The organism is Roseibium sp. R5, from assembly GCF_055755305.1.
The window spans coordinates 4,882,632-4,909,380 of record NZ_CM146910.1; the positions used below are offsets into that span (position 1 = coordinate 4,882,632).

Below are 26,749 nucleotides of genomic sequence, written 5' to 3' on the forward strand. Positions count from 1 at the left end.
TATCTCAAACTCATGCTGTTCCGGCGCAACGCCGGGATGGCAGCCTAAGGATTTGTTTTAGGCCGCCACTTTCTCGGTGCCTTGCTGCCCCATGCCGAGCATGTGGCAGATCGCGTATGTCAGATCGGCACGGTTCATCGTGTAGAAATGGAAGTCCGTCAGGCCGCGATCCACCAGGTCCATCACCTGCTCACAAGCGATGGCAACACCGACGAGCTTGCGGGTTTCCGGATCGTTTTGCAGACCGGCAAAGCGCCGCGCGACCCATTCGGGGATCGAGGTGCCGCATTTTGCGGAGAACACCATGGTCTGCTCGAAATTATGGATCGGCAGAATGCCGGGGATCACCGGGATATTGATACCCGCCGCCGCAATGCGGTCCAGGTAATCATCGAACAGATCGTTGTCGAAGAAGTACTGGGTGATGATCCGGTCCGCACCGGCATCAACCTTGCGCTTCAGATTGTCGATTTCTTTCTGCCAGCTGCCACTCTCGGGATGTTTTTCCGGGTAGCCGGATACCGAAACATCGAAATTGGCGATCTTCTTGATGCCTTCAACCAGATCGGTCGCGTAGGCATACCCCTCCGGATGCGGCTCGTAAACCGCGCCGATGCCCGCAAGCGGATCACCGCGAAGAGCCACAAGGTGGCGCACACCAAGATCCCAATAGTCTTTAACAATCGCATCGACTTCCGCTTTCGGAGAGCCGACACAAGTCAAGTGTGCCGCCGGTGCGAGATCGGTTTCGTTCAAGATGCGCTCGACCGTCTTGTGGGTCCGCTCGCGGGTCGATCCACCCGCTCCATAGGTGACCGACACAAAAGACGGGTTAAGCGGCGCAAGGCGCTGGACCGTTTCCCAAAGTGTCTCACCCATCTTCTCGGACTTCGGGGGGAAAAACTCGAAAGATGCGGTAATCGGTGTCTGGGTAGCACCTCTGGACAGTCGGGATGACAAAACAGTCATATCAGGCAACCTCTCGGGAAGAATTCTGGGCAGGCACGTCGGTGATGATCCGCCGATCGCGGGCCAACCAAAGGGTAACGGTCAGCTTGCTGTCATCGGCCTCGCCGGGAACGAGGTCGGTTGTTTTTTCAAGATCGAGATCCAGCGCGTCCAGCCAGCGCTCCATCTGCTCGCTGGCAAAGCCGAGGCGGCGGTGGGCATGCTGGTCCCGCAGAAACTCAAGCTCATGCGGCGCAAAATCGACAATCAGCAAGCGCCCGCCGGGGCGCAAAGCTCGTGCAGCTTCTGCAAGCGCACGTGCCGGATCATCCAGGAAGTGCAGCACCTGGTGGATTGCGACCACGTCAAAGGATTTCGGCGGCACATTCAGGGCGTAGACATCGCCATGGCGAACCTGGGCGTTGTTCAGGCCTGCTTTTGACAGGTTCGCCCGCGCAACGGCCAGCATGTCATGGGAGGCGTCGACCCCAAGCGCTGAGACATATTGATCAGAAAAGACTTCCAGAAGACGGCCCGTGCCAGTTCCAAGATCGAGGAATGTCTGGAACGGTGCATCGCCAAGCGCATTGCGCATAGCCGCTTCGACGTCGGCCTCCAGCACATGCAAAGAACGCTCCCGGTCCCAAGTGAGCGCACGCGCGGCAAAGAAGGCAGCAGCCTCTTCCGCCTTGGCTTTGCGGATGGCCTGAAAACGCTCCTGATCAGCTGCTAGAACGGCGTCTTCATCAGAGATCCGGGCTACGACATCACGCGCCAACGCACCCTCTGGGCCGTCCGACAGACGGTAGTAGACCCAAGAGCCTTCCGGGAAGCGTTGGATGACGTCGGCTTCAGCAAGCAGTTTCAAATGACGGGAGATGCGTGGCTGACTCTGACCAAGGATAGCAGTGGCATCCTTCACGGTGAGTTCGTTTTGCGCCAGCAGAGCGATCAGACGGATCCGCGTTGCTTCCCCGACTGCCCGCAAGGCGGCCAGGGTCTCGTCTACAGATAGGGTGTTCCGCTCGGTCATTTACTCACCGCCAATGTCAATATAAAGATATCTTTATATGAAACACATCGACGATGCAAGCCCAGCGACCCAAATGCGTCACACTCTTGTCTCTGAGCGACAATATTGGCAAATCATCAGTTAACAGGGCTGCTATTGCGCAGCTGTTGCCGCCTCTTCACGCAGCCACCCCAGAAAGGCGCGCGCCAGACGCTTCGGCCGTTTTCGTTGAGAAACAATCGCACCGAAACCATCCTTGATCAGCGTGAATCCAAAGGGGGCCACAAGGCGGCCATCCGCCAGCTCCTCCGCCACAATGCGCTTTTCCACCAGAGCTGCTCCCAAACCGGCTAAGGCGGCTTCAATCACCAAAAACGTATGCGGGTAAGCCGTTGCCGCTTCCGAGACGACTTCAACTCCGGCCAGCGTCTGATAAGCGCCCCACACATCTCCGGGCAATTCCTGAACGCAGCGGTTTTTAACCGTCAGCACGCGCTCCTTTACGTCAACGCCGAGACCGGGCGCATGCACAATACCGAAAGCGACATCGCCCAGCATTTCAATGTCCGTCCGACCTCCGAACTGCCAGCGCAAACGGTCCCAGGTCAGGATGGCATCCATCTGCTCTTCCGGCAGCCAGTGTTTCCCGGTCATCCGGAAATTGACCTGTGCATCGGGATACCTCTCATAGAACCGCGGCAGGCGCGGCATCAACCAGCGCATGGCAAACGTCGCGCTGATTCCGATGTCGAGGGTCGGACTGTCAGCAAGCTGCGTGAGCCCCTGCCAAGCCGCTTCGATCTCCTGCAACGACCCACCGACCGTCTTTGCAAACTTTTCCCCTTCCGGTGTCAGGGCCACCCCCTGCCCGTCCTTCCGGAACAAGGCGACACCCGCCTGCTCTGCCAGATGAGCGAGCTGCTTGCTGATCGCGCCATGGGTCCGGCCAAGCTCATCTGCAGCGGCACTCATGGATCCGAGCCGGGCCGTCGCTTCCAAAGCTGGCAAGGCATTCAAGGGTGGCAGCCGTTTCATCTCAGTCTCTCACATCGCGAAATATGTTCTTTTTTCTCACAATAGACTGATAACTTCTCCTTCGACCAGGCGATATTTTTTCGTGATAGTGAAATCATTCCGCTCTTATTCCGGACAAATACCGTGAAGACACAAAAGCTCATTTTCAAACCCGCCTCGACGCCGCAAACGGCGCGGGTCATTTCCTTCCCCAGTCAAAACCATAGCCTTAAGAGATTTTCTCACAAATACCGTTTGGCAAAGTGGTTGCGCGACAAAACCACAAAAATAAAGCACTTCCTGCAATTGGCCTCGGAGAGACAACACTTGCTCCGGGAGGAACCCGATAGTGTTTTGGCTGATCTTGGCCTTACCCGCGCGCAGTTGCGCTCACGCAAGTTTCTAAAGGCCGAGCTCACACGTGTAGATGATACACGGCCGAATGCTGAGATTGTGCAATTTGAAATGCCTGCAAAGCGCCTTGGTTTCCGCCGAAACCTATCAAGCAGTTAAGCCTGCCGAAGACGTCAGCAAATCCTTTTGGTCGCTCGCTACACCCGCCCTCACGCGCGATGCGTGTTTCTGGTACTTTAGCACGAGAAGCGCGCATTCAGTTGCGTCCAACTTAATTCGCATTAGTATTATTCACTAACATCAAAACTGGGAGGCACGGTTCTATTCCGCTTGCCCGTCACTGAGTTCAACAACCTGGAGGAGAGCCTGAGGTTGGACCGCGGGACGGTGCCCTGCGCGGGGCAAACAATAAATTTGTGAGGGAGGAAACAATTCATGAAACGCTTTATTGGCGGAGCACTGGCTCTTCTTGTCAGCCCCGATCTGGCGGCGGCTGAGCCAATTTCGGCTGACGCCATTCGCGCGGCTACCGGCGGCATCAACACGGCAACGATCATCGAAAACGACGCGTCAGACCAAAATTGGCTCAACTACGGCCTGAATTACGCCGAAACACGATACTCTCAACTCGACACAATATCGGCCGACAATGTCGGCGAGCTTGGGTTGGCCTGGTCCTACAATCTGGAATCCCGCCGTGGTGTTCAGGCGACACCGATCGTGGCTGATGGTGTCATGTATGTCACCGCATCCTGGTCCGTTGTTCATGCGCTGGACGCCATCACGGGAGAAAAGCTCTGGGTGTATGATCCAGAGGTGCCCGGCGAATATGCCGCCAAGGGTTGCTGCGACGTCGTCAACCGGGGCGTTGCCATCTATGAAGGCAAGGTCTTCGTTGGATCCTATGACGGTTATCTGCATGCCCTGGATGCTGCCACCGGCGAGCTACTCTGGAAGATTGACACCATTGAAAACCGGGACATGTCCTACACCGTGACCGGGGCGCCACGGGTCATCAATGGTAAGGTCATAATTGGTAATGGCGGCGCCGAGTTCGGAGTGCGCGGCTACATCTCAGCTTATGATACTGAGACCGGGGACACCGTCTGGCGCTGGTATACGGTTCCTGGCGACCCGGCCAAGCCTTATGAAAATGATGCCATGAAAATGGCGGCGGAAACCTGGGATCCGTCCGCCAAATACTGGGAAGCAGGCGGTGGCGGCACCGTCTGGGACGCCATGGCCTATGATCCGGAGCTGAACCTTCTTTACATCGGAACCGGCAACGGCTCTCCCTGGAACCAGCATCTGCGTTCACCGGCCGGGGGCGACAACCTGTTTCTCGCCTCCATCGTCGCGCTCAATCCGGATACCGGTGACTATGTCTGGCACTACCAGAACACGCCAGGGGATACCTGGGACTATACATCTACTCAGCACATTATTCTTGCCGATCTCGAGATCGACGGCGACATGCGCCAAGTGCTGATGCAGGCCCCGAAGAACGGCTTCTTCTATGTGATTGACCGCACCAACGGCGAATTCATTTCCGCAGAACCATTCGTTGAGACGACTTGGGCCAAGGCCTATGACGCCGATGGCAGGCCTATCGAAAACCCGGATGCCCGCTCAAAAGACAAGCCGTTCGAACCGGTTCCATCCGCTTACGGTGCGCATAACTGGCATCCCATGAGCTTTAATCCGGATACCGGGCTTGTGTATATTCCGGCCCAAGGTGTGCCGCTGGTGCAGTCGACCGACCCAAGTTGGGAACTCAATTCGCATAAGCCCATGTCGACCATGTCAGGAGTCGGCTGGAACCTTGGGTATCTGTTCAACGTTGTTGCGCCGCAAGCAACGCCCTTCGGACACCTTCTGGCTTGGGATCCGGTGAACCGGCGGGAGGCCTGGCGCGCGGAATATGTCTCGCCCTGGAATGGCGGCACCCTGACCACGGCTGGAAATCTGGTGTTTCAGGGAACCGCTGATGGCCGGTTCATTGCCTACAATGCCACGAACGGAGAGACGCTCTGGCAGGCTCCCATGACATCCGGCGTCATTGCCGCCCCCATGACCTGGGAACACGAGGGCGAACAATACGTCACGATTGCAGCCGGCTGGGGCGGGGTTTATGGCCTCATGCAGCGGGCGACCGAAAAGGTCGGGCCGGGCCGGGTTTTCACCTTCCGGATTGGCGCCGCCGAAGAAATTCCAACAGCGGAACTGTCGACCCGCACTGAACTCGTCTCCGGCGTTCCTTATGACCCGGAACAGGTAACGGCTGGGCTGGCGACCTATGTCTCCAACTGTCTCTTTTGTCACGGTGTGCCGGGGGTCAACAATGGCGGTGCAGTTCCAAACCTTGGCTACTCGGAACCAGAAGTCCTGACCAATGCGGACGCCTGGGTCCTGCAAGGTGCCGGACTGCACAACGGCATGCCGCGCTTTGATGCGCATCTGACCGATGCCGACGTTCAAAACGTGCTGGCGTTTATCCAGGGCACAGCCGACTCTTTAAGGGCTGCGGCGGCAACCAAGGCGCAGTAGGGTTTCGGCGCAACGGCCGAGAGGCCTTACAACAAATGAAAAAGGCTCTGCGGATCTCTCCGCAGAGCCATTTTCTGTAAGCGCTCATCCACCGTCAGATCGGGTCATCCTGACCGCTATCCCCATTGGCTTCTTCGTCGAGCATTCCCGACATGGCCGCGGCACCTGCAGCAGCCTTGGCCGTTTCCCGTGAGATTTTGCCGTTGGCGCCATCGTCCTCATCATCTCCGGCGCCAGCAACGCGGACCGTAACCTGGCGATGGGCAAACCTGATGCCGTTTTCCTCGAAGAGATCGCGCAGACCTGCGTAGATCACCTTCCGCAATTCGAATTGCTTGCCGGGTTTTGCGGTGAACTTCACCCGGGCGATCATGGCGGAGTCTTCCATGGACATGATGCCCTGGGATTTCAGCGGCGCGAGGAACATCGGTCCATAGTACTCATCCTCAAGAAGCCGTTGGCCGAACTTCTTGATGATCTTGCGCATCTTTTCGACATCCGTGTCATAGGTGACCCGGAAGGCGAGCTTCATGATGGCCCAGTCGCGCGAGAAGTTTTCCACCTGCTGGATTTCGCCAAACGGAATGGTGGTAAGCGCACCGCGATGGTGGCGCAGCTGCATCGAGCGGATCGAGATTTTCTCGACAGTCCCCTTGGCGCTGCCAATGTCGATGTATTCGCCTTTCCGGAAAGCATCATCAATCAGGTAGAACGCACCGGAAAAGATATCCCGAATGAGGGTCTGTGCGCCAAAACCGACCGCCAGACCGACAACACCGGCACCGGCGAAGAGCGGCGCGATATTGACACCCAGCTCAGCCAGGACAACCATGGCCGCAATCACCACGATGGTGATCAGCAAGAAGTTCCGGAAGATCGGCAGCAGGGTAGAAATCCGGCTTTCACCGGCCCCTCCAATTTCAGCTTCTTCGTCTTTCTCCGCTGGGGATTCCTTGGCGATCTGCCGGTCGATCAGGATCTTAACCGCCTCATACGCCATGTATCCAAGGAACATGACCAGCAGGACCTCAATGAAGGATCCAATGATCGACCCTTCCCCGGCCATGCCGACACCCCAAAGAGACGTCAAGAGGTCCAGTCCGCCGAAGACCACGAGGATCGCAGCGCCGCGATCCAACAGTGCACGGAACGGGGACCGATCGGCTTCGCGGTCAGCAGCTTCAGCATGCGCTTGGGCCAGCGTGCTTTCCGGGTCCTGCTCAGCACCCTCGCTCTCTTCCGCCCGCTGAATGTCTTCCGCAATCTTCGCTTCCGCTTTGGCGGTATCAAGACGCGGCAACAACACACGGTCGATCAGAAGGATAAGCAGCCCATAGGCAACGGCTGCCACCAGCAAAACCTGGATCGGAGCCCCCACAAGTCCTGTTGCGGACGGCAAGTCCAAAAGGATCCGAAGAGCAGAAATTCCCCAGGCAATCACGAAGTAGATAACGGCGATGAGATGCCAAACGGCGGCGAGCACGCGGCGCCACATCGGGGCTTGGTCCCCTGCAGCACCTCGGATCAAGCGCGCAATCACCGCTCGATACGCCACGGCAATGACGCACAGGATAATCATTGACAGACCAGACGCTGCAATGAGCGCCAGTTTGTGAATGTCCTGCGGCAGACCAAGACGCTCCATCCAGAGGCAGAACGCGATCGCACCAATTGATATGCCGCTGCCGACCAGCAAGAACCGGTAGAGCCCCTTCGCTTCCCTGTTGCTCAGGGCGACCAGTCGGTGGCTTTCCGCATCCGGGGCGAGCAGGTTCATCCATATGATCCGCAGTGCCATGAAGGCGGCGCTCATACTGAACGCGACGAGGGCGGTTTCATTGGCAGCTTCCAGACCAGTGCCAATCAGGAGATAAACAACCGTCGCCACGGCAAAATAGAGGACCACCCCGGCGATCATCAAAATCGCCCGCAAATACAGATAGATGATCTTGTCGGAACGGGTGTAGACGTCGGGCTTGTACATTCCCGCGAACTGCCGCCGCCCCCAGCGCGCCAGCAAAGTCGAGGCTGCAAGACCAAAGAGAACCGCGATCACCACATCGATCAAGGCGGACGATATCCAGCCCAGTCCTTGGTCTTCGCCTTGCGAGCGAAGCGTTTCGACCATCGCAGCGCGAATATTCGGGATCGTCTGTACGATTGTTTTTAAAGTGTCGCGGGCGCGAACGGCTTCATCGGCAAACTCGTCCATAGACTCCATCATCGCGCCGCCGCCCTCATCGGCGCTGACACCGCCTCCCTCAGAGGCAGGTTCTGAGTGTTTTGCGGTTGTCTCCGCAGCCTTTTCCTTCGAACTGCCACTAACCGCCGACAATAAGCTCGCAGGGCCTTGAGCGTGGGCATAATCCGGACCGGCGCTCAAACTCACAAACAGCAAGCTCAGGACCGCAATTGCGAAGACCGGAACGCGGCCGAAAAAAGCGCGCATTGCCGGAGGCAGCTCATGTTGCAGTAGTTGATGGACGGATCTGCGCATACCCCTTGGCCCCGCTCTTTGCAGAATCTGTTTCGCCCTGTAAAGCACGGTTCCGCTAAGGAAAAAAGGCATCTCGCACGTTAGTTACGGACGAAAAAAGCCCGGCACAGAGGCCGGGCTTGATGTCTTGCGCATTCTGCTTGGTCAGATCACTTCAGAACGTTGTAGCTCCAATGGGCGATCTTGCGCTTGGCTTCTGCAACAGTCATGCGCTCATAAAGGTTCATCGCGTTGCTGCGGGTCTCAGGCGTCAGGCGATGACGCCATGGGCCGATGCTCAACAATGCCCCGACGGTGATCGACGAAAAGCCGGAGGCTTTTGCGAGAATGACAAACGGCTCCGGGTCCGGACGCACCATCCAGTGGCTGGCTTCCTCAACGCCGCACCGAACCAACCACGCGAAGGTGGCGACGGCTTCGGCGAACCTGTCTTCGGACGCGAACCGGCGCAAAGCGGCTTCATTCACCATGCCCTTTTTCGCCAGGAGCAGAATGCGGCTGCGGGCTGTTTCAAAATCGTACCGGCCCAACCAGTACTGATTGGACATGCGCCGCGCGGCGATATCGGCAGCCTCATTCAATTGCGCGGTTTCACCGGAACGGCCGGATGTCTGCAATTTCTTGCGGACTTCGTCGCTCGCGATGGAAATCAGGCTGGCAATCTGCGCTTCAGCGAGATCCGGCCGGTCACTCAAGCTGAGCTGAAGCGTTGCGTCAGCAGCGGAATCGGAGATGAGGATCTCGATGGCAGACCCTGACAGGCTGGCGCCTTCGTTGCTGGCAATCTTCCGCTTGACCTTCAGATCACCGCGCCGGACAAGGATCTCGCTGACGTCCGCGGAGAGCACTTCACGTTGTGCAATTGCGTAGCGATGATCGTTACCTTGCTCTTCGGCAATTGACACCAGATCAGCATCGCGCAGGACGGTTGAGCGCACGAGGATCGGTTCGGACACCTCGATCACATCACTTGCAAGACGCCGGATGGTCTCTTCCGGACCGCGGCGTAAGGTGCTCATCTGCTCAGCGACAAAACGGCGGACTTCAGATTCCACCATATCCACCAAGCGTAGCAGCACGGAGTCGTAGATATCGACCTGTTCGTCAGAGCATCTGTCGGATGTCAACGCAAAGAGCGTTGCCACATGGCGGGCCAGTTCAGCCCGGCGGGCGCTTGCTGCTTCCCCGGTCAGCTCCGAGAAGTTCACCAGTTCTGTTTTCAACGCTTCACTCATTTTCATTACCAGGTTAAATCTTACGCCGGTCTTCGGCTCTGGCCACAAAATGAATTGGAGATTTAAAGAAGACAGAAACAGGTATTTGGAGAATGTAATCGTGTTTTTATAAATTTTACGAAGAATTCTAACTAGATTTGCCAGTTACTCTACATTCTATTGTTTTTTATGAGTTTATCGGATCTGGCATCCCGTTTCGGCGCTTTTTGAAGACTAAAAAATCGAGTATTAATTTTTGTTAGCTGGGCGCATTTTTGTCTTGTCCAAGCCTCGTTTTCACGCCGAATGCCTCAATTCTTTAACCGGAGTATTAATCCGCGTTGCCCTGGTGGGCAGGTCCGAAAGCGGCGATGCATATAATGAAATTCGCGTGCCCAAGCCGCTTCCGTAGCTTGGATAGATATGCCGTTTTTTTCTTGCGTCAGCCTAGGCCGTGTAGACGAATTGGAGGCGTATTTCGTGAGCCAAGTGCCAAGATATGGCGGCGACGGTCCTGCAGAGCGTATCGAAATACGGTCAAGGGATCGCCGGTGCCAGATCGCCGGCACTTGTCTCACCCTTTGGGCCGTGTTTGCATTGCTCAATTCCAGCGCAAATCCGTCTAGATGATGCGCAAGCATCACCTTCACCGGATTTCCTTGATCTTGAACGATGCAAATCCCGGCGAAATGCATCTCCAATTCGTCCACACGGCCTAGCGCTATGCGCTGCTATGTCTACAAACGAAAAACCGGCGCAGAAGCTGCGCCGGCCTGAATTTTCAATAAGAATACCGCGCGTTATTCGGCGGCTTGAAGGAAGTCGCCGGTTTGATGATCGCCATCATTGCCGCCGTCTTTGCGAGTATTGAGTTGTTCAAGGACAACACGGCGTTTGTCCGCGGCCTTTTCCAGGTTCGCTTCCTTGACCGGGCCAAACCCGCGGACCAGATCCGGCACCCGCGCCAGTTCTACGAGGAGACCGTAATTGCCGTTCGGCAAACGGGTGATGATCTCCGCGATGTCCTTTTCGTACTGAGCGATCAGGGCGCGCTCTGCACGGCGCTCCGCGGTCCGTCCGAATGGGTCGTACCATTTGCCCCTCATGCCTTTGAACCCGGCCAGGAGTTTGAACGCGGTAAAGATCCACGGTCCGAATGCCATCTTCTCCGGGCGTCCGGTTTTCGGGTCCTTCCGGTGCGCCAGCATCGGCGGGGCCAGATAGACCTTTAGCTTCTTCGGATCTTCGAACCGCTGCGCGATTTTTTCCTTGAAGGCCGGATCGGAATAAAGGCGGCCGACTTCATACTCGTCCTTGTAAGCCATCACTTTATAGAGCAGATCAGCAACGGTTCTGGAGAGGCGCATTTGCCCCGGGCCATGAGCTTCGTCCGCTGCCTTCACTTTTTCAACGAGATCTCGGTAACGGGCCGCATAGGCTTCGTCCTGATACCTGACAAGCTCGTCGGCATTGAATGCAATCTTTTCATCCAATGTGAACGTGCGCGGTTTTTCGCTCGCTGGCAAAGCCTTCAACAACAGCTCAGCGTCGGCAGCCAGAACACGGCCGGCGCGGAACGCCTTGATGTTTCCGGCCACTGCCGCCCCGTTCAGCTGCAAGGCTGTTTCAATGGCATCGCCGGAAACCGGCAGGGCACCTGATTGATAGGCCATGCCCACGAGCAGCATGTTGGCAAAGATCGCATCGCCGAGCAGCTTTTCGGCAATACCGGCCGCATCCATCGCGAGATACGTGCCGGATGCTGCCTTCAAGGCGGCGTCCATCTTCTTCTCATCGAAAGACAGGGTCTGCTTCAGGACAAACTCTGCAGTCGGGGCAACCTTGGTGTTTGCCACTGTCACGGTCTGACCACGGTGGGCCAGTGCCAGTTGTTCCGCATTCGTGGCAACGACCATGTCACTTGCAATCAACAGATCGAGGCTCGCGGCCGGAACCCGGGGACCTTCAATGGCGCGGTCAATGGAAGCGAAGCGAACGTGGGAGGTCACCGGTCCGCCCTTTTGCGCCAGTCCCGTCATGTCCAGGGTCGAGGCTTGCTTGCCATCGATATGCGCCGCCATTGCTAGAACAGCACTGATTGTGGTGACGCCCATGCCGCCAATGCCGGCAACCAACGCGTTCTGCGTCCGGTCGAGCGCCGGCAGAACCGGTTCCTGCAACTGTTCGACCAGCGCATCGATATCCACGTCAGCCTTTTTCGGCTTTTTGAGCGCCGCACCGTCGATCTCGACGAAGGACGGACAGAAACCCTTGATGCAGGAAAAGTCCTTGTTGCAGCTCGACTGGTTGATAACACGCTTTTCGCCAAACGGCGTGGCCAGCGGTTCAACCGAAAGGCAGTTGGACTGGACCGAGCAGTCACCGCAGCCTTCGCAGACGCGATCGTTGATAAACAGGCGCTGATCCGGATCCAGGAACAGTCCGCGCTTCCGGCGGCGCCGTTTCTCGGCTGCACAGGTTTGGTCGTAGACGATTACGGAAACGCCGTTGAAAGTCTGCAGGTCCTTCTGCACATCCATCAACTCGTCGCGATGATAAACCTTGGTTCCTGCTGCAATCGGTGTCCATGATCCATAGGCATCCGGATTTTCGGAGACCACCGCAATGCGTTCTACCCCTTCTGCTTCCAACTGACGGGTAATCTGCGGAACACTCAACTGTCCATCATGCTTCTGACCACCGGTCATGGCCACGGCATCGTTGTAAAGGATCTTGTAGGTGATCGGCACCTTGGCCGCGAGCGCCTGACGGATCGCAAGGATACCGGAGTGGAAATATGTTCCATCGCCGACGTTTGCGAACACATGGCTGTCGCCCGAGAACGGCTGCTGACCAACCCAAAGGACGCCCTCACCGCCCATCTGGATCTGGCCTTCCGTGGTCCGGCCCGCCATTTCGGTCATGGCATGACAGCCGATACCCGGCATCGACCGAGAACCTTCCGGCGTCTTGGTCGAGGTTGAATGCGGACAGCCGGAACAGAAGTAAGGCACCCGGGAGGCGCGTTCCGCATGGCCCTGCGCCCACATGGCCTGTTTGGTCATGCGCCCAGCAACGGCCTGCATTTCTTCGGTGACAGCATCTGCCGGCAGCCACTTCATCAAACCCTCGATGAGTTCAGCGACAGAGATCTCAAGAACATCCGAGAGGAATGGCGAGCCATCCGGGCGGCGTTTGCCCCAAATCTCAGGACGGCTCATGTCCGGCCAGTGATAAGAGATTTCCTTGATCTGCGGTTCCATGAAGGCCCGCTTGTGCTCCACGACCAACAGTTTCTCTGCGCCGCGGGCAAAATCCCGCAGGCCAAGCGGTTCCATCGGCCAGGTCATTGCGACCTTGTAAATCCCAAGGCCCAGCGCTTTGGCCTTGTCTTCCGTCACGCCCATGAGATCGAGTGCCTGTAGCAGGTCCCGATAGGCTTTGCCGGAAGAAACAATGCCGAGCTTCGGATTTTGCCGGGCACCAAAGGTCACACGATCCAGGCCGTTTGTGCGAACATAGGCTTGGGCTGCAGGGATCCGCAGCTCACGCACCAGGCGCTCTGTTTCCAACCGGTTGCCGAGCAGCAGATCGCGGTTTTGATGATAATCCTTGCGCGGATCACCTTCCAGAGGGCGAACCATCCTGAGACGGTTTGGCGATACATTGATGGTGGCGGACGCATCCATCGTGTCGGCCACGCAGATCAACGCCGTCCAAAGACTGGAAAAGCGGGACATCTCAAGCCCGTGCAATCCGTAGTCGAGAACGTCCTGAATGTCCGCCGGGTTCAGAACCGGCATTTCGGCATGCTCAAAGAAGAATTCGCTCTGCGCAGGCAGGATGGAGGACTTGGCAAGGTGATCGTCACCGGCCAAAGCCAGAACACCGCCGTTGCGGTCCGTGCCAGATGCGTTCCCCTGACGCAGTGCGTCGCCAGCCCGGTCAACACCTGGGGCCTTGCCGTACCAGATGCCAAAGACGCCGTCATATTCTGTAGGCCGTCCGACACCGCCCTCACCGCGCAGTTTTTGGCTTCCCCAAACTGCGGTCGCCCCAAGTTCCTCGTTCACACCAGGCTTGAAAACAACTTCAAGGCCCTTCAGGTGCCGGTGGGCGCGCTCCAACTCAGTGTCATATCCAGCCAGCGGCGACCCACGGTATCCGGAAATGAAACCACCGGTTTTAAGACCTGCCTGCCGGTCCAGGCGCGCGCGGTCCAGAGCCAATCTGACCAGCGCCTGAATGCCTGTCAGATACACACGACCGTCCGTCGCGGTGTATTTGTCTTCAAGGCTGATATCGGACACAAGCACATCCATTCGGTATTCTCCTCCTACGCCCCCGGGGCGGCCCTCTGCGGCGAACTGCCATTTCCGATTAATATCGTCCTTTTCAGCAGCGATTTCTGTGCTATCGTCACCGCAATTCGTCACCAGGCAGCATAAAATTTCCGAAAATGACCCAATGACCGAAAAGAATCTTCTGGACCCGTCCGACATCCGTGTTTTGCGCGTTTTGCAAAGGGATGCCTCCCTTTCAATCGCAGAAGTCGCCAAAGAGGCCGGCATGAGCCAAACCCCTTGCTGGCGCCGCATCAAACGGTTGAAGGAACAAGGCATCATCAAGCAAATTACCGCGATCATAGACCGCGAAGCTGTGGGCCTTGGCTTTGTCGCCTATTCCTTCGTCAAGCTTGCCGTTCCCAGCCGCGAAAACATGGAAACGTTCGACAAGCTCGTCCATCACTGGCCGGAAGTCGTTATTTGTGAACGTATCACAGGTGCGGTCGATTACCTCATCAAGGTGGTAACCGATGACATCAAGACCTATGACGACTTCCTGCGTCTGAAGCTTCTCGATAATACACTGGTATCTGACGTTCAGTCACGTATCGTTGTCAACACGGTAAAGGATACCGCCGCATTGCCTCTTCGCGAGAATTGAGACGCGCTGTACATTGCCTCCTCTTCAAAATTCACTGTTTGTTTGGCTATTGCATGGAACAGTGAAACCTCCCGTGTGTTTGTCCGGCAGTGACTTGGGAAGGTTTTTAGGCGTGCTACGGAAAATCGGTCTGTTTTGCATATGCTGTCTTCTGGCTGCGATGTGGCAAACATCGGCGACAGCCCGCCCTCTCATCATTGCCGCAAATCCTCAAGCCCCCTTCAAATACGAGGCGGACGGACAAGTCCGCGGCATCGACATCGAAGTCATGGACGAGGTCCTGCGCGAACTGGCGATAGACTATGAAGTGCTGCTTATTGAATCCGACCAGCGCCTGCAGGTCGAAGTTAAAGCCGGGCGGATCGATGTGCTGCTATTGTATTCGCAAAACGAAGACCGCCGCACCTTTCTGGACTATCCAAGCGAAAGCTACATCGATCTGGACTGGAATTTCTTCATCAGGGCGGAAGATCGCGGCAAGTTCACGTTTTCGAAGTTCGATGACCTGCGCTCAATGACGATCGGTGCAACGCATGGAATTTCCTACACCCCGGAGTTCTGGGACGCGGGCCTCCAGCTGCAACTTGTCTCAGAGAATTCCCTGCAGATCGACAAGCTGCTCGCAGGCAGGATCGACGCGGTTCCGATGAACACCATCTCGACACTGCACCAGGCTCATATCGGCGGCTATCGCAACAAGATCGATTTTCTTCCAAAGCCAATGAAGTCAAAGGCCTATTATAATGTCTTTTCCAAAGCCTCGACGCACCCGGATATGGACAAGTTAAAGACCGAGTACGACCGGATCATCCGCCGCATGAAAGACGACGGATCGATCGACCAAATCAAGGCGACCTATATCGGGCCTTCCAGCTAAACCCGGGTCGTCATATCTTTTGTGTCTGAAAGCGGTTCGGCGAGACACCGGCGGCGTCTGCAACAAGAGGTTTGTTGGCAATCATATCGGCCATGATCTGGCCGGAGACCGGTCCGAGCGTAAAACCATCATGGCCGTGGGCGAAATTGAGCCACAACCCCTTTACAGACGGGGACGGTCCGATGACCGGAAGAGAATCCGGCAGACAGGGCCGGCTTCCCACCCATGGTTCATCGTGAAGCGCGCGTCCGAGAGAAAAGATCTCTTCTGCCCTGCGCCGGACCTGTTTGATGATCTGCAGGTTCGGCGGCGCGTCGCGTCCTGCCAGCTCCACACCCGTCGTCAGCCGTATGCCGAAGTCGGTTGGAGTTAATGCAAACCCGTTGTCGATGTCCACGACGGGGCGCGACAGGGACGCCCCGGAGAGCGGCCTGTAATGCATGTGGTAGCCGCGCTTGACGGCCAGCGGATACTGCTCGCCAAGTTTCTTCAGGACATCCATGGACCAGGCGCCCAAGCAAACGACGGCATTGCGGGCGAACACGGGCCCACGTTCTCCCTCGAGGCCCCACCCCCCTCTCTGGCGGATAAGCTTTTTGGCGTCCGCGCGAAAATACTGACCACCATTTTGGATGTATCCCCGCCAGAATGCATCGACGACAGCAGCCGGGTTGGAGACTGACCAGCTTTCGGTCCAATGCACAGCCTTCATGCCTGAAAGCTTCAACCCAGGCTCCAGAACACTGGCTTCTGCGCCATCCATTTCCTTGTAATCAACACCGTAGATCCGAGCGTAGTACCGGGACATATCATCTGCATCAAAACTGGCTGGCGTTCGGTACAGGTGCAGCCAACCACCCTTCCGGTAAAACCGGCCCGCATTTGACTGCTCGGCAAGATCAAGATGCGCTTTGACCGCCTGTTGGCGCAACGGCATGATGGCCCGGCAATATGTCTCTGCCGCCTCGCCGTAGCTTGCCCGCACGTACTGCCGGATCCACGGGAGCATCTTCGCCAAGGTAAGCGGTCTGTACGAAAATGGTCCGCCAAGATTGAAGGATGACTTTAGGAACGCCACCGGATTTTTCGGCAGACCTTGCGGGACGAACCCATTGTGCTGGACGACGCCTGCGTTGCCTGCAGAAGCTTCGCCGCCCGGATGTTTCCGATCTATCAAAGCGACATCCAGGCCAAGGCGGCGCAAATGCGCTGCGGTCGAAACACCGACAATTCCGGCTCCCAGAACCATCACATCAAATGTCTGCATCTGTTTCGAAGTTGTCATGGCCCACAGTCCGACAGCAGGACGCCATCGTGATTGGCAAGTCCGGTCAAGTTCCCTTAAAAGAACCGCAAGTCCCTGCCCACACGCGATTTTCAGGAGTTGATTTTAAATGATTCGGATGCTCGCGGTAGCTGTGGCATGGATCGGCCAGCATGGAACGGCCGCTTTGGCTGTGAGTATCTTCATCGGCATGGCGCTACCAGCCCTATCGGAACATCTGCGACCCTATCTCGGTGTTTCCGTCTTCAGCCTGCTTGTGCTGGCTTTCTTGAGGGTGGATATCGAAGCCATCAAACTGCGTTTGAAACGACCGACACTGCTCCTCACCGCACTCGTTTGGATGATGCTAGGTGTGCCGTTGATTGCTTTTGCGGCCGTTCAGTTGATTGGACCGGAAACGCTTGGACCTGAGCTTGTGCTGGCCTTGTTTATCTCCACGGCCGCCCCGCCGGTTATGGCCGCGCCGGCCTTTATCTATCTCCTGGGCCTGAATGGAACGCTCAGCCTTGCGCTTTCCGTTGCGGCCCTGATCATTACGCCGCTTTCGGCACCTTTCATTGGCGAGCTGATGCTGGGGGATGCCTTGCCGCTGAGTATCGGTGGCCTGGCTGCGCAACTGTCATTTCTGCTTGTTGGGTCATTTCTTACTGCAATGGTGATCCGCCGGATTGCCGGACAGGAACGGATTGCAAACGGCGCAAACATGATCAGCGGCTTGAATGTTCTCTTGCTTTTGATCTTCGCGATTGCTGCGATGGATGGCGTTGCGGCGAGTTTCGCGGACAAACCCGGCTTTACCCTCGGCTTAACCGCGATCACTTTCTGCCTCGCCTTTGCACAGATCGGTGTGACCCTGCTCCTGTTTTCGCCCGCAAGCCGAGAAGATGCCTATGCCATTGCGCACACTTGCGGCACGCGCAACATGGGGCTGATGGTCGCCGCCTTTGGCGGAACCCTGCCAGAGCTCACGTGGCTTTGGTTCGCAGTCGGACAATTCCCGATCTATATTTTGCCGATGGTCCTGAAACCGTTTGTCGGATGGTTTTGCGGACTAAAGCTCAAAACTGTGACGCCGCAGACCTGACAGACCTAAAACCCGGCGATACTCTCTTGAACAAATCAAAGGGAGACCGGTCATGCGTTTCTGTAAACTGCTCGTTGCTTTTTTTGCGTTCATAACAGGCTCGCTGTCGGCAGCCATTGCCGGAGATCAGGCCCGTTTGGACATTCTCGGCTACTCTGAAGATGGCCGTTACTTTGCCTTTGAGCAGTCAGGAATTCAGGACGGCTCCGGTTTTCCCTATTCAGAAATATTCGTGATCGATGTCCATGAGGACAAATGGGTGAGCCCGTCTCCGTTTCGCCGCCGCGATGAAATCGACGACAGCAACGGCTACAATCCGGTAGCGCTCCTGAAGGCTGCCCGGGCCGCCAACAGGGCCGCTGCAGACCCGCTTCTCAATTCCCTCGGCATTAACGGCCACGGACTGACAGTCGGCAGCAACCCGATCACGGAAATCTCCGCCAATCCTTTCAACATGAAGGTCAATCTGCGGCCCGTCGTCCCCCCAATCGATGAGCCGATGGAGATCCAGTTGATGGAATTTCCCCTGCCCGACGACACGTGTGCCAGCTATGGCGCGGCCACCAAGGGGTTCCAGCTCAACACGATCTATGGCGGAGAAGCGCGCGTCCGGCATCTGGACAAAAGCCTCCCGAAAAGCCGCGGGTGCCCGATCGGCTACCGAATAGACAAGGTCGTCAGCTATTTCCCGGAAGACAAGCCACCTGTCGTCACGGTGATCGTTCACATGGCGACCCACGGCTTTGAAGGGCCTGACGGCCGGTTTCTCGCCATCTCCGGACGGCTGTGAACAGTTAAACCGATTAGGAGCGAGCTCTTTGACTTGCCGGTCTGCCGGACACGTGGTAGCGCGGCGCCAACAGTCTATGACCGGCGTTGCCGCCGCCCGCAGGAGATCCGTAAATGCCGCGCGAGATTATTATTGCACCGTCCGTCCTTGCCTCTGACTTTTCCAAGCTTGGCCAGGAAGTCCGCGATGTAGTCGAGGCGGGAGCAGACTGGATCCACCTTGACGTGATGGACGGCCATTTCGTTCCCAACATCACTTTCGGCCCGGATGTCATTGCCAAGATGCGCCCGCACACAGACAAGGTGTTCGACACGCATTTGATGATCGAACCTTGCGATCCTTACCTGGAAGCCTTTGCCAAAGCCGGGTCGGACATCATCACCGTGCACGCAGAAGCAACGACCCACCTGGACCGGTCGCTACAGGCCATTCGCGCTCTCGGCAAGAAAGCAGGCGTGTCGCTCAACCCGGCAACGCCGGAAAGCGTTTTGGAGTACGTGCTCGACCGGCTCGACCTGATCCTTGTGATGACGGTGAACCCGGGCTTCGGTGGTCAGAAGTTCATTGAAGCCATGGTGGAAAAGACAGCCCGGATCAAACAAATGATCGGCGATAGACCAATCGATCTGGAGATCGATGGCGGCGTCACGCCCGAGACCGCTCCGCTGGTTGCAGCAGCAGGTGCCAACGTTCTTGTTGCCGGATCCGCGGTTTTCAAGGGCGGTACAGTCGACGCCTACAAGTCCAACATCGATGCAATCCGGACTGCGGCTGCAAACGCCTAACAGAAGCAAAAACTCTTCGCCGAACACCTTTTGATCCGGCTGTCCCTTCGGCTAAGCTGAAGTGCAAAGTCTGGGGGTGTCGTTTGGCACATATGCAACGCAACATTGGTCTGCTTGGCCTCACGTTTGTCGCTATCAGCGGAATTCTTGGGTCAGGCTGGCTGTTTGTTCCGATGATCGCCGCGCAGTCTGCCGGTCCGGCCTCGCTGATTGCCTGGTTGATCGGCGGTGTTGCAATGCTGTTGATTGCGATCACATTTGCGGAAATCTCCACAATTCTGCCGGTCGCTGGCGGCATCGGGCGGGTGCCTCAGTTTTCTCATGGAACAGTCGTCTCGATGGCAATGGGATGGACCGCTTGGGTTGGCTACAACACGGCAGCTACTATCGAGGTCGAGGCCATCCTTCGGTATTCCAAGACGTTGGCCCCCTGGCTTTATTTGAACGACAACGAGCTTAGCACCGGAGGGCTCGCAGTCGCCCTCGTGCTCCTGGCCGTTTTCACCGTGATCAACGCATTTGGCGTCAAGCTCTTCGCCAGGATCAACACGGCATTGACCTGGCTGAAAATCCTGGTGCCGGTTCTTCTGGCGGTCGTGATCATCAGTCTCAGCTTCAAACCGTCCAACTTCACGAACCATGGCGGTTTTGCACCGGAGGGTCTGAAGGGCATCCTCGCCGCCATCTCTTCCGGCGGCGTGATTTTCTCGCTCCTTGGCTTCCGGCATGTCATCGATTTGGCCGGCGAGGCAAAAAACCCGAAGGTCAATATCCCGCTCGCCCTGATCCTGAGCTTGTTGATCTGCCTGTTTGTCTATGGCGGACTGCAGATTGCATTCCTTGGCGCATTGGATGCAGCCCAGCTGCAAAACGGCTGGTCAGGACTGCATTTCGGCGGCGACCTCGGCCCTCTCGCGGCACTGGCAACAGCCGTTGGCGCTCTTTGGGTCGTCAGCTTGCTGGACACCACAGCCAGGATTTCGAGTTTCGCCTCCGGCCTCGTTTCGGTGGGGTCCAACGCCCGGCTGGGACTTGCTATGGCTCAGAACGGGCTGTTCCCGAAATTCATGGAAACGTTGTCGGACAAGGGCGTGCCGCTGTTTTCGCTGCTCGTCAATTTTGCTGTCGCAGCGCTCTTTTTCTTTGCGCTCCCCTTCGATGAAGTGCTTGCGCTGAACACCTCGACCATCGTTCTGTCTTTCATTGTCGGACCGATCGCTGTGGTCGCCTTGAGAAAGCTGCTTCCTGATGCACCCCGTGCCTTCACCTTACCCGCCGCGCCAGTTCTTGGCTGTCTGGCTTTTGTCGTTGCAACCCTGATCATCTACTGGACCGGCTGGCATACCATGCTTCATTTGGGGCTCAGCCTTGCCGCAGGATTTGGGCTTCTGATGATCCGCGGATATCACATTGGTTACGCCAACCTCGATTGGCGGGAGGCGTCCTGGCTGGTGCCCTATCTCATCGGGATTGTTGTATTTTCTTATCTAGGCTCCTTTGGGGGCGGATCTGGAATTTTGCCGCTCGGCCCGGACATTCTTCTGATCGCAGTGTTCGCAACGGTGATCTATGTCGGAGCCATTCACCTGAGACTGCCGCAAGAGAAATTCGCCCGCTACATGGCGCAGGAAAAGATCGAAGAGTTGGCTGAATACGGCACCCTGGAAGACGACATCTATGAAGGGCCGTTTCGAAAAACCTGATGCCAGCAGGTGTGTTCCGCGAGACAGAGCTAGGGTTTTGGCCGCCCGGACAAAGCGGCCGTGAGCCGTGCATCTTCAAGGTAAGGGTCATGGCCAAAACGAATTGCGCCTTGATGCTGCAACCACACGGACTGGTGCGTTGCAACGGCCATCAGGCCTGACCGGGCCGGAAATGTAATCGTATCCCCCCGTGCGAGCCGGTTTTCAATTCCCTCGGCCGGAAACACCCTCGGCTCGATCACCTGTTCCAGCAACGCCAACCCATCGACAATTCCAAACGCATTTTCCGGAAGATAGGGGTTGCAGAACACACCGTCTTCCGGGGCAGAATCCAGATGGAACAACGCCAGTTTCTGTTCTTGCCGGAGCCGGAATGCATAGCTTCCAAGCGGATTTTCGTCTGAAGCTGGCAGATAGAGATTGAACTCGTCCTTAAAACGGTTGATGGCGCGCGGCGTTGCCTGTCCCCAGGGGAGCGAACTGAGCGGCACATCCGCCCCTTTCCGTCTCAAATAGTACCCAACACCCTCAACTTCCGCCGGATCGTCCTTCAATCGCGGCAGCAATTCATTTCCAAGAAACTCCAGAGGAACCTGCCAGGTTGGATGAAAGGTCACAGCTTCAATGGCTGTCGCCGTATTCGCATGGTTTCTGTCCGGGCAGTTGGCGAAAGCCTGGCCTTCCATCACCACACGCCCCGACTCAGAGAATACAAACTGGTTTTCGCCTTTATTGATGAACAGCTTGACCCGGGAGTACTCTGGCGGGATCCAGCGAATGCGCTCCATGGCGTTGCTGACCTGTTCGATCCGGCGCTCGATGGGAATGTTCAGCGCGCGGACAAGCCGGGGTGTCACCTCGCTGGAAACAGGAAGAACGTATCTGTGTTTCGATTGGGCGACCGCAAATGCAAGCCGCTTGTCGAAAAGCTCTCCACCTGCTCCTTCGCCGACAAGACCGTCTTCGAACATCCGGCGCCGCAGGTTGGGTACCTGATCACTCTGTGTGCCCGGCGACAGCGTTTCTTTTATATCCAAGTAGGTAAAACCGCCGCCGTCCTTGACCGCATACAGGCGCGCAAGGTGTGTCTTCAGCAAGCGATAGGTATCGTCCTGCGGTTCCCAAATCGACACGAAATCCGACAGTTGGGGTGCAGCTGCGAGCCGCTTCAAGCCATCCGTCCCATTGATTGTGTGCACGGGCATGTAGGCGCCAGGATAGAGCACCCGAGGTGTTACCCGGCCAGCCCTGAGGTCATTGGCAAAGTCAAGAAAATGGCCTGTGAACAGGAGCTCAATCCATGCGACCTCCGCAGGCCTGAGACCTGCGTCGACGGACTTGAGCTCAGCTTCCAGATAGGCACGCGGATAGTCTTCCGGACGAAGACCATGGAGATGCGCATTTCCCAGTAGATCCAAGAAGGCCGCGGCCCTGTCCGTTCCAAGCCATAAGAGAGACGCATCTTCAGACCCGTAATACGCGCTAATCTCCCGTCGGCGTTTTTCAACGATGAGAGACAGGCGTTCCGGCGTGTTCAAAACCCGCTGGACGTCCCCTAATCCCCCGTTCGCCAACGTTGGGCCGGAAATCACACTCATCCAAACAATGAAAACCGCCAAGAAACCGATTGGCAGACCTGCGTTCCGTGTAAGCACCAAAACCGGCCTCCCTTTCCGTCTCCACGTACACCTTCCTCACAGTATTTCTGGCGGACACACAAAGAATCAAGCGATTGCGCGTCGTTTTAGCTGTATCGGCGGCTGACAGCCGAGCCGGCGACAGGTTGGGTGAGCCGCTCTATCAAGCCTTCGGGATAGAGTTCGATCTGTTTAGCCTTCAATTCTGCAACCGACATCCACCTGGCAATACACTCGGTTTCATCATGCTCCAGAAACGGGATGGCATCTTGCCGGTAGAAGCGCCCATCTGAAAAATGCGCATGGCACAAGAAAACGATCTCATGGCCGGTTTGGCCATAGTGTTCATAGATGTTTTCAAGGACAAAGTGGTCGCTGCCCAGGGAGATTCGCGCACCGAGTTCTTCCAAGAACTCCCGCTGCAACGTATCGCGCCAAGCTTCGCCGAATTCAACAGTGCCGCCCAAGGGGCGCATGCCCTTTACATTGCCATGATCGTCATAGATTTCGGTCAGGAGCAGAGCGTCATCTTGCCAGATGAGCGCCAGGGCTTTGACGTTGATGAAATTGGCGGGTCGCCAGATGGTCATGAAGGCCTCCGACACCAGAAATGGATGAGTTGCGCGATAATCAGTCATATTCCCCGGCCCGCTGCAAGCAAAAACGGCGGCTTTCCATTGAAGGGCCGGGCGCGCTCTGCTATCCCGCAGCCAACACTTCCCAAGACGAGGACTGAACCTGCGATGATCCCGCGCTATTCCCGCCAAGACATGGTCGATATCTGGTCTCCGGAGTCGAAATTCCGCATCTGGTTCGAGATCGAGGCGCATGCCTGCGATGCATTGGCGGAGCTCGGCGTGATCCCGGAAGACGCTGCCAAGACGATCTGGGAAAAAGGCGGAAGCGCCACCTTCGACATCGACCGCATCGACGAGATCGAGCGGGAGACAAAGCATGACGTCATTGCTTTCCTGACTCATCTTGCAGAGATCGTTGGACCAGATGCCCGCTTCGTGCACCAGGGCATGACCTCGTCGGATGTTCTGGACACCTGCTTCAACATCCAGCTGGTCAAGGCGACCGACCTTCTTCTGAAGGACATGGACGAGCTGCTGGCGGCCATCAAGCGCCGGGCATTTGAGCACAAAGACACGGTCACCATCGGCCGGTCCCACGGCATCCACGCCGAACCGGTCACTTTCGGCCTGAAAATGGCGCAGGCTTATGCGGAGTTCGACCGCTGCAAGGCGCGCCTGTTGAATGCCCGCGAAGAAATCGCCACCGGTGCCATTTCCGGCGCCGTCGGCACCTTCGCCAACATCGACCCGCGCGTTGAAGAGCATGTCGCCAAAGCGCTTGGCCTTAAGGCCGAGCCGGTGTCAACACAGGTGATCCCGCGCGACCGCCACGCGATGTATTTCGCGACCCTCGGCGTCATCGCCTCCTCGATCGAGCGTCTTGCGACCGAAATCCGCCACCTGCAGCGCACGGAAGTACTGGAAGCAGAAGAATTCTTCTCCAAGGGTCAGAAAGGCTCGTCGGCGATGCCGCACAAGCGCAACCCGGTTCTGACCGAAAACCTGACCGGCCTTGCCCGCCTGGTGCGTATGTCCACCGTGCCAGCCATGGAGAATGTGGCTCTCTGGCACGAACGTGACATCTCGCATTCGTCCGTTGAGCGCATGATCGGCCCGGACACGACCGTCACCCTCGACTTTGCCCTGGCGCGCCTCACCGGCGTCATCGACAAGCTGGTGGTCTACCCGGAACGCATGATGGGCAACATGGACCGTCTCGGCGGTCTCGTGCATTCCCAGCGGATCCTGCTCGCCTTGACGCAAGCAGGTTCCTCCCGTGAAGACGCCTACCGCCTCGTTCAGCGCAACGCGATGAAGGTCTGGGACAGCTATCAGGTGTCGGGCGACGCCAAGGTCGACTTCCTCACCGAGCTTCTCAATGACGAAGACGTCCGCAACTACCTGTCCGAAGAAGAAATCCGCGATCGCTTCGATCTTGGCTATCACACCAAGAACGTCGACGTGATTTTTGAGCGGGTGTTCGGGGAGAGCTGACCGCACGACCCTGTGCCGCCCCTGCTCAGGCAGGGGCCCAGGACCTTCAAACGGCTGTCAGGGTTCCTGTCTATCTTTCCGGGTTACTGGATCCCTGCTTTTGCAGGGATGGCAGGGTGTAAATGGGGCAATCACTCATGAAAATCGCGGTTGTTTCGGACATTCACGGGAATGTGCTGGCACTGGAAGCGGTGCTGGCGGATCTTACCGGCGAAGCTCCTGATGTCGTCGTCAATCTTGGCGATTGCGTCTCCGGTCCTCTGTGGCCGGAGGAGACGGCTGCGATCCTGCGGGACACCAAGTGGCCGACGGTGCGCGGCAATCATGATCGGATTGTCCTTGAAAATCCGATTGAAAAGATGGGCCCGACCGACTCTTTTGCAGCCGACGGCCTGTCCCGGCAAAGCCTTGACTGGCTGAAGACGACACAACCGACCATCCGGTTGAGTGATGACGTTTTCCTTTGCCATGGCACACCGGACAATGACGACCGGTATTTGACCGAAAAGGTGGAGGGCCCCAAAGGTCATCTGCCGGATGAAGAAACGTTGATTGCCGAGCTCAAGGGCGAAGCATCCCCGATCATCTGCTGCGGTCACACCCACATTCCGCGGGTCATTCATCTTCATGAAACAAGGCAGACGATCCTCAACCCCGGCAGCGTCGGCTTGCCGTCTTATGAAGACGACCACCCGAACAAACACAAGATGGAAGTGGGCAGCCCGCACGCGCGGTATGCGCTGATGACCAAAGGTGCATCCGGATGGAGTTTTCAGGAAAAGATCCTGCCTTACGACTGGGAAGCTGCGGCACTAGAAGCGGAAAAGAACAAGCGCCCAGGCTGGGGGCGCTCATTGCGCTGTGGCTTTTACGGGCCTTTGTCGTAGGGTTTTAATCGCTCGACGCGCCATAGCCCTTCGGGTTTTTGCAGGCCCAGTTCCAGGTGTCGGAGCACATGTCCTCAAGGCCGCGTTCAGCGGTCCAGTTGAGCTTGTCCGCAGCTTTGTTTGTGTCGGCATAAACCTCGGCGACGTCCCCGGGACGCCTCGGAGCGATTGTATAAGGGATCGCCTGGTTTGACGCCCGTTCAAAGGCTTTCACCATCTCCAGAACGCTGTAGCCGGTTCCGGTCCCCAGATTGACGGTAAAGCTGTTGTCCGTGTCTGTGAGCGAAGACAGGGCCTCATAGGCGCGCAGGTGCCCTTCCACCAGATCGACCACGTGGATGTAATCGCGGACACCGGTGCCATCGCGCGTGTCATAGTCGTTGCCAAAGACCGAGAGTTTGTCGCGTCGACCGCTGGCGACTTGCGAGACAAACGGCATCAGGTTGTTCGGAATCCCTTGCGGGTCTTCCCCGATCAGGCCGCTTTTGTGCGCCCCGACTGGATTGAAATAGCGCAGGATGCCAAAGCGCCAGCTCGGATCGCTTGCTGCGACATCACCGAGGATTTCCTCGATCATCAGCTTGGTGCGGCCATAGGGGTTCGTGGCGCTGAGCGGATGATCTTCGGTCAAGGGCAGGAACTTCGGCTCGCCATAGACTGTGGCCGAAGAGGAGAAAATGAGCTGGCGCACATTGCACGCCTCCATGGCGGCCAAAAGCGCAAGCGTTCCGGTGATGTTGTTGGCGTAATAGCTGAGCGGAACCTTTGTGGACTCACCGACAGCCTTCAACCCGGCAAAGTGAATGACGCCTGAGCAGTTATACTTCCTCAGCACCCGTTCAAGCGTGTCCCGGTCTCGGATATCGCCCTCTTCATGAGCAAATTCCTTGCCCGTAATCGCGGTGATCCGTTTGAGGCTTTCCGGGCTGGAGTTGGAATAATTGTCGAGCACGACGACATCGTGACCTGCTTCCAGAAAGGTCACGCAGCAGTGGGATCCGATGTAGCCTGCGCCACCGGTGATCAGGATCGTCATGTCACTGTTGCCTTTCCCGCGTGCCTACCGCTTATATTGCCGAGGACATAATTGCCGATA

General features: G+C 57.1%; 19 protein-coding genes. 9 read left to right on the plus strand and 10 right to left on the minus strand.

Annotation, left to right across the window (positions count from 1 at the left end; genetic code table 11):
• Nucleotides 1-57: 57 nt before the first annotated feature.
• The 3 genes from metF to AC0J4F_RS22935 all read right to left on the minus strand — a co-directional run bounded on the left by metF (nt 58) and on the right by AC0J4F_RS22935 (nt 2,995).
• Nucleotides 58-969, minus strand: a complete 912-nt coding sequence (metF, locus tag AC0J4F_RS22925; protein ID WP_209173062.1) for a methylenetetrahydrofolate reductase [NAD(P)H] — start codon at nt 967-969, stop codon at nt 58-60.
• A gap of 1 nt (nt 970) precedes the next feature.
• Nucleotides 971-1,981 (minus strand): ArsR/SmtB family transcription factor, encoded by a 1,011-nt coding sequence (locus tag AC0J4F_RS22930; RefSeq protein WP_447234668.1) that lies wholly within the window; start codon nt 1,979-1,981, stop codon nt 971-973.
• 132 nt (nt 1,982-2,113) lie between these two features.
• Entirely contained in the window at nt 2,114-2,995 is an 882-nt protein-coding gene (locus tag AC0J4F_RS22935) for a LysR substrate-binding domain-containing protein (RefSeq protein ID WP_473024849.1), read from the minus strand.
• 768 nt (nt 2,996-3,763) lie between these two features.
• Between AC0J4F_RS22935 and AC0J4F_RS22940 the strand changes: the two genes are divergently transcribed.
• Nucleotides 3,764-5,875, plus strand: a complete 2,112-nt coding sequence (locus AC0J4F_RS22940; protein WP_473024850.1) for a PQQ-dependent dehydrogenase, methanol/ethanol family — start codon at nt 3,764-3,766, stop codon at nt 5,873-5,875.
• 94 nt (nt 5,876-5,969) lie between these two features.
• Here AC0J4F_RS22940 and AC0J4F_RS22945 read toward each other — a convergent pair whose 3' ends face one another.
• The 3 genes from AC0J4F_RS22945 to AC0J4F_RS22955 all read right to left on the minus strand — a co-directional run bounded on the left by AC0J4F_RS22945 (nt 5,970) and on the right by AC0J4F_RS22955 (nt 13,908).
• Nucleotides 5,970-8,324 carry a mechanosensitive ion channel domain-containing protein gene (locus tag AC0J4F_RS22945; RefSeq protein ID WP_473024851.1) on the minus strand — a complete coding sequence of 785 codons (2,355 nt, stop codon included), beginning with the start codon at nt 8,322-8,324 and terminating at the stop codon, nt 5,970-5,972.
• A 197-nt stretch (nt 8,325-8,521) separates the two neighbouring features.
• Nucleotides 8,522-9,607: a DUF2336 domain-containing protein gene (locus AC0J4F_RS22950; protein WP_166672872.1), complete on the minus strand. Its 1,086-nt coding sequence runs from the start codon at nt 9,605-9,607 to the stop codon at nt 8,522-8,524.
• Nucleotides 9,608-10,386: 779 nt separating this feature from the next.
• Nucleotides 10,387-13,908, minus strand: coding sequence for an indolepyruvate ferredoxin oxidoreductase family protein (locus AC0J4F_RS22955; protein WP_473024852.1), 3,522 nt, complete (start codon nt 13,906-13,908; stop codon nt 10,387-10,389).
• A 145-nt stretch (nt 13,909-14,053) separates the two neighbouring features.
• Between AC0J4F_RS22955 and AC0J4F_RS22960 the strand changes: the two genes are divergently transcribed.
• Nucleotides 14,054-14,533 carry an Lrp/AsnC family transcriptional regulator gene (locus AC0J4F_RS22960; protein WP_008196258.1) on the plus strand — a complete coding sequence of 160 codons (480 nt, stop codon included), beginning with the start codon at nt 14,054-14,056 and terminating at the stop codon, nt 14,531-14,533.
• 112 nt (nt 14,534-14,645) lie between these two features.
• Entirely contained in the window at nt 14,646-15,410 is a 765-nt protein-coding gene (locus AC0J4F_RS22965; protein WP_473024853.1) for a substrate-binding periplasmic protein, read from the plus strand.
• Nucleotides 15,411-15,420: 10 nt separating this feature from the next.
• Here AC0J4F_RS22965 and AC0J4F_RS22970 read toward each other — a convergent pair whose 3' ends face one another.
• Nucleotides 15,421-16,695 carry an NAD(P)/FAD-dependent oxidoreductase gene (locus tag AC0J4F_RS22970; protein WP_473024854.1) on the minus strand — a complete coding sequence of 425 codons (1,275 nt, stop codon included), beginning with the start codon at nt 16,693-16,695 and terminating at the stop codon, nt 15,421-15,423.
• 109 nt (nt 16,696-16,804) lie between these two features.
• Here AC0J4F_RS22970 and AC0J4F_RS22975 point away from each other — a divergent pair, with 109 nt between their 5' ends.
• From AC0J4F_RS22975 to AC0J4F_RS22990, 4 genes are all read left to right on the plus strand, one after another.
• Complete coding sequence (locus AC0J4F_RS22975) at nt 16,805-17,779, plus strand: sodium:proton symporter (RefSeq protein ID WP_473024855.1); 975 nt, start codon at nt 16,805-16,807, stop codon at nt 17,777-17,779.
• 52 nt (nt 17,780-17,831) lie between these two features.
• On the plus strand, nt 17,832-18,569 hold the full coding sequence (locus tag AC0J4F_RS22980) for a DUF2259 domain-containing protein (protein ID WP_473024856.1): 738 nt from the start codon (nt 17,832-17,834) through the stop codon (nt 18,567-18,569).
• A 113-nt stretch (nt 18,570-18,682) separates the two neighbouring features.
• Nucleotides 18,683-19,354: a ribulose-phosphate 3-epimerase gene (gene rpe / locus AC0J4F_RS22985; RefSeq protein ID WP_133953008.1), complete on the plus strand. Its 672-nt coding sequence runs from the start codon at nt 18,683-18,685 to the stop codon at nt 19,352-19,354.
• Between the two features lie 92 nt (nt 19,355-19,446).
• The gene (locus AC0J4F_RS22990; RefSeq protein WP_133953083.1) at nt 19,447-21,057 is read left to right on the plus strand and encodes an APC family permease; all 1,611 of its coding nucleotides are present in this window, start codon (nt 19,447-19,449) and stop codon (nt 21,055-21,057) included.
• A gap of 29 nt (nt 21,058-21,086) precedes the next feature.
• On the opposite strand, the gene AC0J4F_RS22995 is transcribed toward AC0J4F_RS22990, so the two are convergent.
• Both AC0J4F_RS22995 and AC0J4F_RS23000 read right to left on the minus strand, forming a co-directional pair.
• Nucleotides 21,087-22,712 carry a L,D-transpeptidase scaffold domain-containing protein gene (locus tag AC0J4F_RS22995; protein WP_473024857.1) on the minus strand — a complete coding sequence of 542 codons (1,626 nt, stop codon included), beginning with the start codon at nt 22,710-22,712 and terminating at the stop codon, nt 21,087-21,089.
• 89 nt (nt 22,713-22,801) lie between these two features.
• Nucleotides 22,802-23,284, minus strand: a complete 483-nt coding sequence (locus AC0J4F_RS23000) for an NUDIX domain-containing protein (RefSeq protein WP_133953010.1) — start codon at nt 23,282-23,284, stop codon at nt 22,802-22,804.
• 153 nt (nt 23,285-23,437) lie between these two features.
• Here AC0J4F_RS23000 and purB point away from each other — a divergent pair, with 153 nt between their 5' ends.
• Nucleotides 23,438-24,766 carry an adenylosuccinate lyase gene (gene purB / locus AC0J4F_RS23005; RefSeq protein WP_133953011.1) on the plus strand — a complete coding sequence of 443 codons (1,329 nt, stop codon included), beginning with the start codon at nt 23,438-23,440 and terminating at the stop codon, nt 24,764-24,766.
• Nucleotides 24,767-24,903: 137 nt separating this feature from the next.
• Nucleotides 24,904-25,653, plus strand: coding sequence for a metallophosphoesterase family protein (locus AC0J4F_RS23010; RefSeq protein ID WP_473024858.1), 750 nt, complete (start codon nt 24,904-24,906; stop codon nt 25,651-25,653).
• A gap of 4 nt (nt 25,654-25,657) precedes the next feature.
• On the opposite strand, the gene galE is transcribed toward AC0J4F_RS23010, so the two are convergent.
• Nucleotides 25,658-26,689: a UDP-glucose 4-epimerase GalE gene (gene galE, locus AC0J4F_RS23015; RefSeq protein WP_473024859.1), complete on the minus strand. Its 1,032-nt coding sequence runs from the start codon at nt 26,687-26,689 to the stop codon at nt 25,658-25,660.
• Nucleotides 26,690-26,749 lie beyond the last annotated feature (60 nt).